Below are 13,545 nucleotides of genomic sequence, written 5' to 3' on the forward strand. Positions count from 1 at the left end.
TCAACGCCGGGAGCGCCAATGATGAGTAATCAATGCAAAGAAGGTTTCGGCTCAGGCACGGCGGGCTTGTTGCATTCGGTGAACAGTAGCAGGGGGGCGACGCGCAGGTACTCCATCACTTCCATGTAGTCGGTCTCGCCGTCTTCGGAGTCTTCCAGCGCGTCCTGCACTTGAGCGACAGCGGCCAGGTCCTGCAACACTTCCATGGCTTCGGTGCTGATCTCATTGTCGCGAGCCGTCAGCCCGAACCCAGCGAGGAAGCCCTGGCACCATTCGCCCAGCGCGATGGCGCGTTCGCCAAGCGGCGCGTCATCGCTGGGGAGCAAGAGCACAACCGTCATGTCGTCACTGGTGAGTTCACCCTTGACCATGTCCTGTAACCCGATCAACGCCTGACGTACGTTATCTTCAGGCGCGGCGCCCAGTACTTCGGTCGCGTCGACCATCCAGCCGTCGACATCGAAGCCGGCACCGGCACAACTGCGGCCCAGAAGAAAGCCGTGCAACTCGGCCGGAGACACGGAATGACCGCTGCTGTTGAGCAGGGTGGCAAAAGCTTTGTACGGGGAATTCTGAATAGGCATGGGTAACTAGGCGCCAAGCGGCGCAATGTCTAGAATGGAGGTCTTGTATCCTAGGGCGTGCGGTCATTTATTTCCAGCGATTGCACCCGCAGACTCGCCAAGACTGTCGAGGCCGCTGTTTTTAGCGTGTCAAAACGCCAGCCGCTGCGCCATTCATCAGAAAGTATTCAGTGGGACACAATGGAAGACACCGATTTGCAAGCGCTGATGGCTCGACTGGAGTTGCTGATTAAGCGTGTCGAGCAACTTAAAAGCGAAAATGGACTCTTAGTAGCTCAGGAAAAAACCTGGCGCGAGGAACGCGCTCACCTCATTGAGAAAAACGAAATCGCCCGTCACAAGGTTGAATCGATGATTTCGCGCCTCAAAGCCCTGGAGCAAGACTCATGAGTTCGAATAACAGCGTTACCGTTCAGATCCTCGACAAAGAATACTCGATCATCTGCCCTCAGGAAGAGCGCACCAATCTGGTCAGCGCGGCGCGTTATCTGGACGGCAAAATGCGCGAAATCCGCAGCAGCGGCAAAGTCATCGGGGCCGACCGCATCGCCGTGATGGCGGCACTGAACATCACTCATGACTTGCTCCATAAGCAGGCAGTGCCTGACGTTCAAGCCAGCGGTTCGACCCGCGAACAAGTACGCGATCTGCTGGAAAGGGTTGATCTAGTGCTGGCCACCGATCCGGAACCCAGCCAAAAGTGATTCTTGCGTAACGTTTCGGGTATACTTGCGACCGCTCCCTGGAGTGCTTGCCAGTCGGTCATGTCCCTGAGCCGATACGCACAACCACGGGGGTTGCACGTTGGGGACGGTGTGCATGTCCGCTTGACGGAAAGCCTTAAGTCCTCCTGCAATCTCCACCTTGAACTTTCGGGTTCAAGGGCTACACCGACAGCGGTTCGTCGGGGAGTCTTTTATTTCTGTCCATTGCCCGCTTTACTGCCTGGCAATGGTCACCACGAGTACGCTGCCGTGCCGTACTCGCTTCTGGATCAGCGCAGATGACCAATCCCGCGCCTCTTTCGCGCCAGCAGTTGCGCACTCAGTTGCGCAAGGCCCGTCGCGCCTTGAACCCCAGCCAGCAACGCCAGGCCGCTCGCGGCTTATACCGGCAGTTGGCGCAACATCCTCTGTTTCGCCGTGCCAGACACATCGCCCTGTATCTTCCCAATGATGGTGAAATCGATCCGCGCCTGATATTGCGTGCGGCTCAACGGCGCGGCAAGAAAACCTATCTGCCCGTGCTCAGCGCCTGGCCGCGAACCAAGATGGTTTTCCAGCAAGTGCGCCACGGCGAAAAATTCAGGCCCAATCGCTTCCGCATCCCGGAACCCCACATCAATGCGGCAAAGCAGCGCACGATCTGGGCACTGGATTTGATTTTTTTGCCACTGGTGGGCTTTGATGATGCAGGCGGTCGACTGGGCATGGGCGGCGGTTTTTACGACCGCAGCCTGGCCTATCAAGCGCGCAGAAAGGCGTGGCAGAAACCCGTGTTGCTTGGGCTCGCACATGAATGCCAGAAGGTGGAGCGATTGGCGCAAGCCAGTTGGGATGTGCCGCTACAAGGCACGGTAACGGATAAGCGCTGGTATTGAATGACTAAGCCGGCTCACGCCAGGCATGGGAACAATCAGTGTCGCTGCAATGGTTTTTGCTGTTGTTGCACGATTTCAACCGGAGCATCAGCGTTGTTTGCCCACAGGCTTTGCGCGTAACCCGTAGTCACCACACCCAAACCGAACAAGAAAGCCAATACCCACAGTACATCCGGTTTGCGTTTCATCGACTGCCCCCCCTTAGGCAAATCAATACGATGTCCGCTACGGTTTTTATAGGCCGTGCAACAGCGCGATGCTTAAAATCCCGGGCATTCTCCGACAACGCGAACTGACACGCAAATGATGGCGTCAACCGACCGTCGGTTAGTCATGAAATTGCTGAACAATGTGTCCATCACCCGATTCAGGAGCACAACCCATGGCCCACTGGCTGATGAAGTCCGAGCCGGAAGAACTGTCGATCAACGACCTCCAGCGTCTGGGCGAAACCCGCTGGGACGGGGTGAGGAATTACCAGGCGCGGAACTTCCTGCGGGCCATGGCGCCGGGTGATACGTTCTTTTTCTATCATTCCAGCTGTGCGGAGCCGGGTATCGTCGGCATCGGACGCATTGTTGACGCTGCCTACCCGGACCCCACTGCGCTGGACCCGAGCGGCGCTTATTTCGACGCCAAATCCAACGCCGCCAACAATCGCTGGAGCGCAGTGAATGTCGGCTTCGTCGAAGCGTTTCCGAAGGTTCTTAAAATAGGTTACCTGAAGCAGCAGAGCGCGCTGGAACAGATGCCGCTGGTGCAAAAAGGCACCCGGCTCTCGGTCATGCCGGTGACGCCTGATGAGTGGAACGCGATCCTGGCGTTGCGCTGATCAAGCAGAACCCGGCAGTCACGACCAAGCCACATGCAGCCCACGCCTAAACGGCGTACGCTTTGCCGACTGTTTGACTGACATCAAGGGAGCAAGCCCGTGGTCTGTCAGAATTGGATGTACTAAGCGCAGGAAGCACACATGCCCACGAATCGCCGCCGCTCCAGTCTTTTTGCTGTCGCCCTGATCGTATTGTTGGTCGCTGCCGGGGGCTTTGGTTACTGGAAATCTACCCATGATCGCCTGCCCGAAGGGCTGTACATGGGTAATGGTCGGCTGGAAGCCACCGAAGTACAGATCGCCAGCAAGATCCCGGGGCGTCTGGCCGAAGTCCGCGTGGATGAAGGCGACAAGGTGATCAAGGGCCAACTCCTGGCGCGCATGGACACTCGCACCCTGGAAGCACAGCGTGCCCAGGCCGAAGCCGAAGTGCTGCGTGCGCGGGAAAACTACGCCGCCGCCCAGGCCAATGTGCAATTTCGCCAAAGCGAACAACTGCTGGCCAACCAGGAGCTCAAGCGCGCCCAAACCATGTTCGAGCGCGGGTACGCCAGCCGCCAGCAGATTGACCAATTGCAAGCAAAGCTCGACACCTCCAACGCAGCAGTTGTCTCCGCCCGTGCTCAAGTCGGCGCAGTAGGCGCCGCTATCGGTGCCGCTCAGGCACAGGTTGCACAACTGACCAGCGAGATTGACGACAGCAGTTTGCGCGCGCCTCTGGACGGCATCATCCAGCTGCGTCTGGCCGAGCCGGGTGAAGTATTGGCTGCAGGCGGACGGGTGTTGCTGCTGATCGACCCCAATGATCGATACATGAATCTGTACCTGCCGACCTCGGTCACCGGCAAGCTGACCGTCGGCGACGATGCACGCATCCTGCTCGACGCACTGCCCCTCAAACCCTTGCCGGCACGCATCAGTTTTGTCGCGGACAAGTCGCAATTTACCCCCAAAGAAGTTGAAACCAGAGATGAGCGACAAAAACTGGTGTTTCGGGTCAAGTTGCGGCTGACCGACGTCAGCGCCATCCCTCAAGCCAAGTCGGGCATGCCAGGTGCGGGTTACGTACGCACCGCCACAGTGGATTGGCCGGCTAATCTGCAATGAGCGATATGGCGCTGCAAGCCAAGGGTGTCAGCCACCGTTATGGCAAACGGCAAGCCCTGAGCGACATCAGTTTCAGCCTGCCCAGCGGCACCCGGTGCGGGCTGATCGGCCCCGATGGGGCGGGCAAGTCCAGCCTGCTGGCGTTGATTGCAGGGGTGAAAAAGCTTCAGCAAGGCGACTTGCAGGTGCTCGGCGGCTCAATCGAGAAACGCAGCCATCGCAGCAGCCTCTACCCGCGAATTGCGTTCATGCCCCAGGGCTTGGGCAATAACCTGTACCCCGAGCTGTCCATCCGGGAGAACATTCGCTTCTTTGCCACGCTGTTCGGCCTGTCCCGGGCCGAGAGCGATCAACGCATGCTCAACCTGCTGGCCGCGACGGACCTGACGAGTTTCGCTGACCGCCCGGCAGGCAAGCTGTCCGGCGGCATGAAACAGAAGCTGGGGCTGTGTTGCGCGCTGATCCATGAACCCGACCTGCTGATCCTCGACGAACCGACCACTGGCGTTGACCCGTTGTCGCGTCGGCACTTTTGGGAGCTGGTCGAGCAGGTACGCAGTCAACGGCCGCAACTGACCCTGCTGGTGGCCACTGCCTACATGGAAGAGGCCGAGCAGTTCGAGCAGTGCCTGATGCTGGATCGCGGGAAGTTGATCGCCCAGGGTTTGAGCCGCGAGCTGGCAGGCGCCACGCCAAGCGGCAAACTCGACGAGGCATTCACTCACTTCCAGAGCGACAAGCGCCGCAACAGCGAGCCACTGGTGATTACACCACGCGTGGGCGACAACAGCGAAATCGCGATTGAGGCCCACGAGCTGACATTGCGTTTCGGCGACTTTACCGCCGTGGACAAGGTCAGCTTTGCCATCGGCCGAGGTGAGATCTTCGGTTTCCTCGGTTCCAACGGTTGCGGCAAAACCACGACCATGAAGGTCCTCACTGGCTTGATCCCGGCCAGCGAAGGCAGCGCCACACTGCTGGGCAAGGCCGTGGACGCCAAGGATCTGGAGACGCGCAAGCAGGTCGGCTTCATGTCGCAGAGCTTCTCGCTGTATGGCGAACTCAGCGTGCAGCAGAATCTGGAGCTGCATGCGCGACTGTTCGATTTACCCAAAGACCAAAGCCACGAACGGATCGCCGAGCTGATCCAGCGCTTTGACCTTGGCGATGTTGCCACGCAGCAGTCCGGCGACTTGCCTCTGGGCTTGCGTCAGCGTCTGTCATTGGCCGTTGCCGTGCTGCACCGCCCGCAAGTGTTGATCCTCGATGAGCCCACCTCGGGCGTTGACCCGGCCGCCCGGGATGACTTCTGGCGCTTGCTGATCGAACTGTCCCGCGAGCAAGGGGTGACGATCTTTCTTTCCACCCACTTCATGAACGAAGCCCAGCGCTGCGACCGTATCTCGTTGATGCACGCAGGCAAGGTCCTGGCCTGCGACACACCCGCCGCGCTGCAGAAGCAGTTCGGCGGTGAAACGCTGGAAGCCGCATTTGTCACCTGCCTGGAGCAAGCTCAGGGCAATACCGAAAAAGCACCGTCCGACAGTGAAACCATCCAAGGGGTTGAACCCACGGCGCCCAAGGCGACGAAACGGGGTTTCACCTTCGCGCGACTGATCGCCGTGGCCAGTCGTGAAGGCAAAGAGTTGCTGCGCGACAAGGTTCGCCTCGGGTTTGCGCTACTGGGCGCGATGTTCATGATGGTGATCTTCGGCTACGGCATTTCCCTGGATGTGGAGAACCTGGCCTTCGCGGTATACGACCAGGACCAGACGCCGCAAAGTCGCGCCTACCTGGAAGCGTTCCGCAGCTCCCGGTATTTCGACGAACGTACGCCCATTACCGATTCGGTCCAGTTGCACAAACGCCTGCAACGCTCGGAGATAAAACTGGCACTGGAAATCCCGCCCGGCTTTGGCCGTGACCTGTATGCCGGGCGGCAACCCGCCGTCGCCGCATGGCTCGATGGCGGCATGCCGTTTCGCGCCGAAACCAGCCGAAACTATGTGGAGCAGGTGCATCAGGACAACATGGTGCAAATGGCAGCACTGAGCAGTCGACCTCAAGGCCCCGGTGCCGCCGCGAAGCTGGAAACGCGCTTTCGCTACAACCAGGATGTGGTCAGCGTGAACGCTATCGGGCCCGGTGTCATGGCGCTGATCCTGGCGTTTATCCCGGCAATGCTCACCGCGCTGGGCATCGTCCGCGAAAAGGAACTGGGCTCGATCACCAACTTCTACGCCACACCCCTGACCCGCCTGGAGTTCCTGCTGGGCAAACAGGTGCCCTATCTGGTGGTCAGCCTGATCAACCTGGCCCTGCTGGTGGCGATGAACCTGTGGCTGTTCGGCGTACCGTTCAAGGGCAGCGGTCTGACCCTGGCATTCGGCGGGTTGCTGTATGTGCTGGCGACCACCAGCCTCGGCCTGCTCATCTCGGCGTTCACCCGCACGCAAATTGCCGCGATCCTCGGCACCATGATTCTGACCAGCCTGCCGACCATTCAGTTTTCCGGGCTGATCGTGCCGCGCTCCTCCCTGGACGGCGCCGCAGCAGTCTCGGGCATGTTGTTCCCCGCGGGGTACTTCCTCGACATCGCCGTAGGCACCTTTACCAAAGCGCTGGACCTGCGTGAACTCTGGCCACAGTGCCTGGCGCTGTTCGGGTTCTTTGTGGCCTTCACCGGGCTGAGCCTGGCCATGTTGAAAAAGCAGGAGGCCTGATGAACAAACTTGCACACATCTGGCGCCTGGGCCTCAAGGAACTCACCAGCCTCAGGCACGACAGCGTATTGCTGCTGTTTCTGCTGTACGCCTTTACCGTGGCGATTTACATGCCGGCCGCCGGCTCCGTGATCGGCGTTCACAATGCCAGCGTGGCGATCGTCGACGAAGACCACAGCCATGTGTCCCGACAACTCAGCGAGGCGCTGCTGCCACCAGAATTCCAGGTTCCGATGCCGTTGGCCTACAACCGACTGGATCAGACCATGGACAGCGGTCAGTACACCTTCGTCATCAACGTGCCGGCCAACTTTCAGGCCGATCTCCTGGCCGGTCGTCAGCCCACCGTGCAGGTCAACGTCGATGCCACCGCCATGAGCCAGGCGTTCATGGGCGCCGGTTACATCGCCCGGATCTTCCAGCGGGTGTTGCTCGAGTACAGCGGTCAGGACGCTGCAGCCAGTAGCGTGCCCGCGACCATGACCACCCGGGCGCTGTTCAACTCGAACCTGGAGGGCGGCTGGTTTCTGGCGGTGATTCAGATCGTCAACAACATCACCATTCTGGCGATCATCCTGACCGGCACCGCGCTGCTGCGCGAACGCGAGCACGGAACCCTCGATCACTTGCTGGTATTGCCGCTGACCGCGCTGGAAATCATGCTGGCGAAAATCGGCAGCAACGCACTGGTTGTGGTGGTGTGCACGTGGCTGTCACTGGAGGTAATCGTCAAGGGCGCGCTGGGCGTGCCGCTGGCCGGGTCCATGGGGCTGTTCCTGATGGTCACGGCGTTTTATCTGTTCGCCAGTACCGCACTGGGGATATTCCTCGCCACCCTCGCCCGCTCGACACCGCAGTTCGGTTTGCTGGCGATCCCGGTGATCATCCCCATGCTCCTGCTTTCAGGCGGCAGCACCCCGCTGGACAGCATGCCGCAGTGGCTGCAATGGGTCATGCAGATCTCGCCTTCCACGCATTTCGTCAGCCTCAGCGCCGCGATTCTGTTTCGCGACGCCGGGCTTGCCGTGGTCTGGCCGGATCTATTGGCGCTGATCGCCATCGGCTTGCTGTTCTTCGTGATCGCGCTGATGCGCTTTCGCAAAAGCCTGGCCTCGTAGAGGCCAGAGACGGGCGCGGTTACTGAATGATCAGGTTGTTGAAGAGCAAGTCCTCGACAATCGGCTTACCTTCTTCATCATTCATAATCTGCTGGGTCTGCTTGAGCGCTTCCTGACGCAGCTTCTCCTTGGCCTCGACGTTGCTCATGGTCTCAACCGTTTGCTGGGAGAACAACGCGACCAGCTGATTACGAATCAGCGGTTCGTTGCGCTTCACCGCCTTCTCGGCATCACCGCCAGTAACCCGCAGCGCGATATCGGCCTTATAGACCCGCAGCTTCGGCCCGCCATCCAGGGCGTAGTTGCCGACAAACGCAGGCGTCAGCGTGACATAAGCCACTTTCGTGGCATCACCCTCTTTACCCTCCTTGCCTCCTTCTGATGCCGCCACGGGCAATGACAACGCCAACAACATGATGATCCACGCTTTCACAGTTCACTCCTTATCCGATTTGCTGCGTAGCTTACTTCAGCTTGAGCCCGCTTATGCCTGCTTATCAGGCCGGGGCATGCTGATTGACCCACAAACCCACCTATCTACACTTATCGGCTATAACTCTAAAAGGAATAGCCCGATGAAAGCCGTGCTGTGCAAAGCCTTCGGCCCTGCCGAAACGCTGGTACTGGAAGAAGTCCCCAGCCCAGAAGCGAAGAAAAACGAAATCGTCATGGACGTGCATGCTGCCGGGGTAAATTTTCCGGACACGCTGATCATCGAGGGCAAGTACCAGTTCAAGCCGCCCTTCCCCTTCTCACCGGGCGGCGAATCGGCAGGCGTGATTTCAGCGGTCGGTGAAAAAGTCAGCCATCTTAAAATCGGCGACCGGATCATGGCCCTGACCGGCTGGGGCAGCTTCGCCGAACACGTCGCAGTGCCCGCCTACAACGTACTGCCCATGCCCGAAACGATGGACTTCACCACCGCAGCCGCGTTCAGCATGACCTACGGCACCTCGATGCACGCGCTGAAACAACGCGCCAATCTCCAGCCCGGCGAAACCCTGCTGGTGCTCGGCGCCTCAGGCGGCGTGGGCCTCGCGGCCGTCGAAATCGGCAAAGCCATGGGCGCCAGAGTCATTGCCGCCGCCAGCAGCGCGGACAAACTCGCCGTGGCCAAAGCCGCCGGTGCCGATGAACTGATCAACTACAGCGAAACCAACCTCAAAGACGAAATCAAACGGCTCACCAACGGTTTGGGCGCCGACGTCATCTACGACCCGGTCGGCGGCGACCTGTTCGATCAAGCCATCCGCGCCATCGCCTGGAACGGCCGGTTACTGGTGGTGGGGTTTGCCAGTGGACGGATTCCAGAATTGCCGGTGAACCTGGCGTTACTCAAAGGTGCTTCGGTGGTTGGGGTGTTCTGGGGCTCTTTTGCGCAGCGACAACCGCAGGACAATGCAGCCAACTTCCAGCAGTTGTTTAGCTGGTATGCGGAAGGGAAGTTGAAACCACTGGTGTCTCAGGTCTATCCGTTGGAAAAAGCGGCGGATGCGATTAATGCGCTGGGACAGCGGAAGGCTGTTGGCAAGGTGGTGGTGCGGGTTCGTTAGTACCCAATCCATAGGCGCTGACTTGTTTGGGCGGCGTCAAACACAAGTCGCTGACTGACACCGTTTCAGCCGCGCCTCCAGGTTCAGATCCGGCATGGCGTGGCTGCGCAGGGCGCTGACGGTTTGTTCGACGTAGTCGCGGGTGGTGCCGGAGCGGCCGCAGGCCGTGGCGAGCACTTGGCTCAGGACCGCGTCGGGCAGGTTGCCGGCGTAGCTGGGGAGGTGACGCTCCAGCACAAAACCCAATGCACGGACCCGGGTGCCATCTTCAAGACGGCAACTGAGCCAATGGGGTCGGTAAGAGGGATAAGGCATTTCGCGCTGCCAGAGCGCCAATAACGACTCTTGCAGGCAGTCTTCGGGCAGGCGATAGGCAAACCCGCTGCACGAGCCGCCGCGATCCAGGCCAAATACCAGGCCGGGAAGTTCGGGTGTGCCACGATGCTCGTGGGACCACAGGTACAAGCCACGATGATAACCGTGCACCCGACCGCGCTGCCGCTCCACGGCGGAGCATTCGGGGCGCCAGATCAAGGAGCCGTAGGCAAACAACCAGACAGGGCCACCCTGATGCTGCTTCATGGTGGTATGCATTGAGCTCATCAGCTGTTCGAGGGTCAATTGCGGCCCCAGATCAATCACTGGTGGGTAACCGAGCTCCAGGCCGGCATGCGCAGCCGTCATCAAACTATTGAATTCATTCCCCATTTGCTTCCCCCCTGGCCCTGCTACTGCCAGTTGTACCCGACCTTTACGCCGCAGAACATCCCCGCTGCCATCTGACGAGGAAACGCATCGACAACAACTTCGCCATCAGACGCTTAAGTATCAGACTGTGTCGGTGGCTTGCCCGTCACGTTGCAGCGCCAACACGCCTGAAAATATCATGCAATAAATAATCCACCGCCCCCGGCCCGCCTGCCTGAACCCACTCAAACGAACAGGTAAAAAACCTGTTCGTGACTCCCTCGGAGGAAAAAACAGGAACTTCCTATTCAAATCATGGACAATTTACCCTTTCAACCTATACGACACCCGCGTATAAAGCCGCTCCATGGCAATACCGGCTGAGAGAGTTAGCAATAATGAGTACTTCAGGAAAAAGCACGGTTTTGGCCGCGCTTTTGTTAATTTCGGCGACCTGCACGCAGGCTGCGGAAGAGTCGCAAGATAAAAAAGACAGTTTCTGGCTTGTTCAGGCCAGCGTCTACACCCGTCACTTTTCCTCCGACTCCGATCACAATGACCATCAACATCTGATCGGTCTGGAGCGCAACGAGGCCTCAGGTCTGGTCTATGGGGCGGCGAGCTTTCGCAACTCGTTTGAACAGGACTCTGCCTATGCGTATATCGGCAAACGCTATGAGAGCGCCGACTACCCGGTCTATGTGAAGATCACGGGCGGGCTGATTTACGGCTACCGCGGCGAATACCGCGACAAAATCCCTCTGAATCGCTTTGGCATCGCGCCAGCGATCATCCCGTCGGTGGGCGTCCACTTCGGCCCCGTCACAACCGAACTGGTTCTGCTGGGAACCTCGGCGACCATGGTCAACGTTGGCGTACGCTTCTAAAGCCTGCGCACAGACTCGCTTACGCCCTTGGGGCGTAGGCGAAGACATCGGCACGCATCTGATGCGCATCCATGCCCGCGGACACCAGAGCGTCGAGGGTGGCGTAGATCATCGCCGGAGAGCCGCTGCCATAAACGTATACCGACGACAAATCGCTGATGTCTTCGCACACGGCTTCATGGAGCATCCCGCAACGACCTTCCCAACCGCACAAATCACTGACCACTTTATGCAGGTGCAGGTTAGGTAATTGTTTCCACTCGTTCCAATGGGGCAGCTCGTAGAAATCTTCCGGGCGCCGCACGCCCCAGTACAGGTGCACCGGGTGCTTGAAACCCTTGGCGCGGCAATGCTCGATCAGGCTGTGCATCTGCGCCATGCCCGTACCCGCGGCAATCAGCACCAGCGGACCTTCGGGCAGTTCAGCGAGATGGGTATCGCCGTAGGGCATTTCGATGTGCACGATGCGATTGCGCTGCAATTGTTCGATCAGGCTCTGGGCGCTGGCTTCGCGCACCAGCACATGCAGCTCCAGATCGCGCCCGCTATGGGGAGCCGAGGCCATGGAAAAGGCTGATTTCTCGCCATTTTCGCGCTCGATCATCAGGTACTGTCCGGCGTGATAGCGCGGCGGCTTGCCAGCGGGAGCTCTCAGACCGACCCGCCACACATCGCCACCGACTTCGACGCACTCACTCACCTGGCAGGCCAGTTTGCGCACCGGCAGTTCTCCGCGCGCCAGCACCCCATCCCACATCACGATGCAGTCTTCCAGAGGCTCGGCCAGACAGGTGTAGATCTCGCCATGATTCAGCGTCACCCCTGCCTGCAGCACGCGGCCTTCTACCAACAACGCGGCACAAATATGGCAGTTACCGTTCCGGCAGCTTTGTGGGCATTCATAGCCAAGACGTGTCGCGGCGTCGAGTATCCCTTCGCCGGGCAACATCTCCAGTACCGCACCAGACGGCTGCAAGGTTACGCGCATCAATCTATTCCTAACTCATTCCAGATATCGTCGATCCGGCGTGTCACCGCCTCATCTTTGACGATAACCCGACCCCACTCTCGCGTGGTCTCTCCCGGCCATTTATGGGTAGCATCCAGGCCCATCTTCGACCCCAATCCAGACACCGGCGACGCGAAGTCGAGATAGTCGATGGGCGTGTTATCAATCATCACGGTGTCACGCTTGGGGTCCATGCGCGTGGTGATGGCCCAGACCACGTCGTTCCAGTCACGGGCATTGATGTCGTCATCCGTGACGATAACGAATTTGGTGTACATGAACTGTCGCAGGAACGACCAAACCCCCAGCATTACGCGCTTGGCGTGGCCGGGATACTGTTTCTTCATGGTCACGATGGCCATGCGGTACGAGCAGCCTTCAGGCGGCAGGTAGAAGTCAGTGATCTCCGGGAACTGCTTTTGCAGAATCGGCACGAAGACTTCGTTCAACGCTACACCGAGAATCGCCGGTTCATCAGGCGGCCGCCCGGTGTAGGTGCTGTGATAGATCGGTTTTATCCGATGGGTAATGCGCTGGACGGTGAACACCGGGAAGCTGTCGACTTCGTTGTAGTAACCGGTGTGGTCGCCGTAAGGACCTTCATCGGCCATTTCGCCGGGATGGATCACACCTTCCAGGACGATTTCCGCACTGGCCGGTACTTGCAGGTCGTTACCACGGCACTTGATCAACTCGGTGCGATTACCCCGCAGCAGACCGGCAAAGGCGTATTCAGACAAGCTGTCAGGCACCGGCGTGACGGCACCGAGAATGGTCGCGGGGTCTGCACCCAGCGCCACAGCCACCGGGAATGGCTGGCCAGGGTGTTTATCGCACCATTCCTTGAAGTCCAGCGCGCCACCACGGTGGCTGAGCCAGCGCATGATGACTTTGTTACGCCCAATCACTTGCTGACGGTAGATACCGAGATTTTGCCGGTCCTTGTTCGGACCCTTGGTAACCGTCAGCCCCCACGTGATCAGCGGGCCGACATCGCCTGGCCAGCAGGTTTGCACCGGCAACATGCCGAGATCGACATCATCACCTTCGATGACCACTTCCTGGCAGGGTGCGTCTTTGACGACTTTAGGTGCCATGGCAATGATTTTTCGGAAGATCGGCAGCTTCGACCAGGCGTCTTTCAGGCCTTTAGGCGGCTCGGGTTCCTTGAGGAACGCCAACAGCTTGCCGATTTCGCGCAGCTCGCTGACCGCTTCGGCGCCCATGCCCATCGCCACGCGCTGAGGCGTGCCGAACAGGTTGCCGAGCACCGGAATGTCATAACCGATGGGCTTTTCGAAGAGCAGAGCCGGCCCCTTGTTGCGCAGGGTCCGATCGCAAATTTCAGTCATCTCAAGCACCGGCGAGACAGGCACCTGAATGCGTTTCAACTCTCCGCGCTGCTCAAGCTGCTGCACGAAATCCCGCAGATCCTTGAATTTCAT

At 59.2% G+C, this 13,545-nt stretch carries 15 protein-coding genes and 1 other RNA gene; 10 read left to right on the top strand and 6 right to left on the bottom strand.

The features are described 5' to 3' along the window. Nucleotides 1–29 precede the first annotated feature (29 nt). Nucleotides 30–584, bottom strand: coding sequence for a YecA family protein (locus K0F75_RS16255; protein WP_219062960.1), 555 nt, complete (start codon nt 582–584; stop codon nt 30–32). A gap of 180 nt (nt 585–764) precedes the next feature. Between K0F75_RS16255 and K0F75_RS16260 the strand changes: the two genes are divergently transcribed. The 4 genes from K0F75_RS16260 to K0F75_RS16275 all read left to right on the top strand — a co-directional run bounded on the left by K0F75_RS16260 (nt 765) and on the right by K0F75_RS16275 (nt 2,184). Further along, nucleotides 765–974, top strand: a complete 210-nt coding sequence (locus K0F75_RS16260; protein WP_219062962.1) for a TIGR02449 family protein — start codon at nt 765–767, stop codon at nt 972–974. Then, nucleotides 971–1,288 (top strand): cell division protein ZapA, encoded by a 318-nt coding sequence (locus tag K0F75_RS16265; RefSeq protein ID WP_219062964.1) that lies wholly within the window; start codon nt 971–973, stop codon nt 1,286–1,288. The genes K0F75_RS16260 and K0F75_RS16265 overlap by 4 nt, the downstream gene beginning before the upstream one ends. 32 nt (nt 1,289–1,320) lie before the next feature. Next, a non-coding RNA gene (gene ssrS / locus K0F75_RS16270) (6S RNA) lies at nt 1,321–1,499 on the top strand. A gap of 88 nt (nt 1,500–1,587) precedes the next feature. Further along, complete coding sequence (locus K0F75_RS16275) at nt 1,588–2,184, top strand: 5-formyltetrahydrofolate cyclo-ligase (RefSeq protein WP_219062966.1); 597 nt, start codon at nt 1,588–1,590, stop codon at nt 2,182–2,184. Nucleotides 2,185–2,219: 35 nt separating this feature from the next. On the opposite strand, the gene K0F75_RS16280 is transcribed toward K0F75_RS16275, so the two are convergent. Beyond that, on the bottom strand, nt 2,220–2,372 hold the full coding sequence (locus tag K0F75_RS16280) for a hypothetical protein (RefSeq protein WP_219062968.1): 153 nt from the start codon (nt 2,370–2,372) through the stop codon (nt 2,220–2,222). 194 nt (nt 2,373–2,566) lie between these two features. Between K0F75_RS16280 and K0F75_RS16285 the strand changes: the two genes are divergently transcribed. From K0F75_RS16285 to K0F75_RS16300, 4 genes are all read left to right on the top strand, one after another. Then, nucleotides 2,567–3,016 carry an EVE domain-containing protein gene (locus K0F75_RS16285; protein WP_219062970.1) on the top strand — a complete coding sequence of 150 codons (450 nt, stop codon included), beginning with the start codon at nt 2,567–2,569 and terminating at the stop codon, nt 3,014–3,016. Nucleotides 3,017–3,157: 141 nt separating this feature from the next. Beyond that, the gene (locus K0F75_RS16290) at nt 3,158–4,123 is read left to right on the top strand and encodes an HlyD family secretion protein (RefSeq protein ID WP_219062972.1); all 966 of its coding nucleotides are present in this window, start codon (nt 3,158–3,160) and stop codon (nt 4,121–4,123) included. After that, entirely contained in the window at nt 4,120–6,846 is a 2,727-nt protein-coding gene (gene rbbA, locus K0F75_RS16295) for a ribosome-associated ATPase/putative transporter RbbA (RefSeq protein WP_219062974.1), read from the top strand. The genes K0F75_RS16290 and rbbA overlap by 4 nt, the downstream gene beginning before the upstream one ends. Then, entirely contained in the window at nt 6,846–7,964 is a 1,119-nt protein-coding gene (locus K0F75_RS16300) for an ABC transporter permease (protein WP_219062976.1), read from the top strand. Before rbbA ends, K0F75_RS16300 begins: the two co-directional genes overlap by 1 nt. Nucleotides 7,965–7,983: 19 nt before the next feature. Here K0F75_RS16300 and K0F75_RS16305 read toward each other — a convergent pair whose 3' ends face one another. Continuing rightward, nucleotides 7,984–8,397: a flagellar basal body-associated protein FliL gene (locus K0F75_RS16305; protein WP_219062978.1), complete on the bottom strand. Its 414-nt coding sequence runs from the start codon at nt 8,395–8,397 to the stop codon at nt 7,984–7,986. 142 nt (nt 8,398–8,539) lie between these two features. On the opposite strand from K0F75_RS16305, the gene K0F75_RS16310 reads away from it, so the two are divergent. Continuing rightward, entirely contained in the window at nt 8,540–9,517 is a 978-nt protein-coding gene (locus tag K0F75_RS16310) for an NADPH:quinone oxidoreductase family protein (RefSeq protein ID WP_219062980.1), read from the top strand. Nucleotides 9,518–9,553: 36 nt separating this feature from the next. Here the strand turns inward: K0F75_RS16310 and K0F75_RS16315 are convergent, their stop codons facing one another. Next, nucleotides 9,554–10,225, bottom strand: coding sequence for a gamma-glutamylcyclotransferase (locus K0F75_RS16315; RefSeq protein ID WP_374028749.1), 672 nt, complete (start codon nt 10,223–10,225; stop codon nt 9,554–9,556). A gap of 377 nt (nt 10,226–10,602) precedes the next feature. Here K0F75_RS16315 and K0F75_RS16320 point away from each other — a divergent pair, with 377 nt between their 5' ends. Further along, nucleotides 10,603–11,091 (top strand): sn-glycerol-3-phosphate transporter, encoded by a 489-nt coding sequence (locus K0F75_RS16320; protein ID WP_219062982.1) that lies wholly within the window; start codon nt 10,603–10,605, stop codon nt 11,089–11,091. A 19-nt stretch (nt 11,092–11,110) separates the two neighbouring features. Here K0F75_RS16320 and K0F75_RS16325 read toward each other — a convergent pair whose 3' ends face one another. Together K0F75_RS16325 and ubiD are read right to left on the bottom strand one after the other, a co-directional pair. Beyond that, nucleotides 11,111–12,079: a CDP-6-deoxy-delta-3,4-glucoseen reductase gene (locus K0F75_RS16325; protein ID WP_219062984.1), complete on the bottom strand. Its 969-nt coding sequence runs from the start codon at nt 12,077–12,079 to the stop codon at nt 11,111–11,113. After that, nucleotides 12,079–13,545, bottom strand: coding sequence for a 4-hydroxy-3-polyprenylbenzoate decarboxylase (gene ubiD, locus K0F75_RS16330; protein ID WP_219062986.1), 1,467 nt, complete (start codon nt 13,543–13,545; stop codon nt 12,079–12,081). Before ubiD ends, K0F75_RS16325 begins: the two co-directional genes overlap by 1 nt.

The organism is Pseudomonas sp. UMAB-08 (assembly GCF_900095225.1).
In the GTDB taxonomy this organism is placed as follows: Bacteria; Pseudomonadota; Gammaproteobacteria; order Pseudomonadales; family Pseudomonadaceae; genus Aquipseudomonas.

Excerpts from the sequence above, each read along its gene's own strand:
- K0F75_RS16255 (WP_219062960.1), bottom strand. The coding sequence starts at position 584 with ATGCCTATTCAGAATTCCCCGTACAAAGCTTTTGCCACCCTGCTCAAC.
- K0F75_RS16260 (WP_219062962.1), top strand. The coding sequence starts at position 765 with ATGGAAGACACCGATTTGCAAGCGCTGATGGCTCGACTGGAGTTGCTG.
- K0F75_RS16265 (WP_219062964.1), top strand. The coding sequence starts at position 971 with ATGAGTTCGAATAACAGCGTTACCGTTCAGATCCTCGACAAAGAATAC.
- K0F75_RS16275 (WP_219062966.1), top strand. The coding sequence starts at position 1,588 with ATGACCAATCCCGCGCCTCTTTCGCGCCAGCAGTTGCGCACTCAGTTG.
- K0F75_RS16280 (WP_219062968.1), bottom strand. The coding sequence starts at position 2,372 with ATGAAACGCAAACCGGATGTACTGTGGGTATTGGCTTTCTTGTTCGGT.
- K0F75_RS16285 (WP_219062970.1), top strand. The coding sequence starts at position 2,567 with ATGGCCCACTGGCTGATGAAGTCCGAGCCGGAAGAACTGTCGATCAAC.
- K0F75_RS16290 (WP_219062972.1), top strand. The coding sequence starts at position 3,158 with ATGCCCACGAATCGCCGCCGCTCCAGTCTTTTTGCTGTCGCCCTGATC.
- rbbA (WP_219062974.1), top strand. The coding sequence starts at position 4,120 with ATGAGCGATATGGCGCTGCAAGCCAAGGGTGTCAGCCACCGTTATGGC.
- K0F75_RS16300 (WP_219062976.1), top strand. The coding sequence starts at position 6,846 with ATGAACAAACTTGCACACATCTGGCGCCTGGGCCTCAAGGAACTCACC.
- K0F75_RS16310 (WP_219062980.1), top strand. The coding sequence starts at position 8,540 with ATGAAAGCCGTGCTGTGCAAAGCCTTCGGCCCTGCCGAAACGCTGGTA.
- K0F75_RS16315 (WP_374028749.1), bottom strand. The coding sequence starts at position 10,225 with ATGGGGAATGAATTCAATAGTTTGATGACGGCTGCGCATGCCGGCCTG.
- K0F75_RS16320 (WP_219062982.1), top strand. The coding sequence starts at position 10,603 with ATGAGTACTTCAGGAAAAAGCACGGTTTTGGCCGCGCTTTTGTTAATT.
- K0F75_RS16325 (WP_219062984.1), bottom strand. The coding sequence starts at position 12,079 with ATGCGCGTAACCTTGCAGCCGTCTGGTGCGGTACTGGAGATGTTGCCC.
- ubiD (WP_219062986.1), bottom strand. The coding sequence starts at position 13,545 with ATGAAATTCAAGGATCTGCGGGATTTCGTGCAGCAGCTTGAGCAGCGC.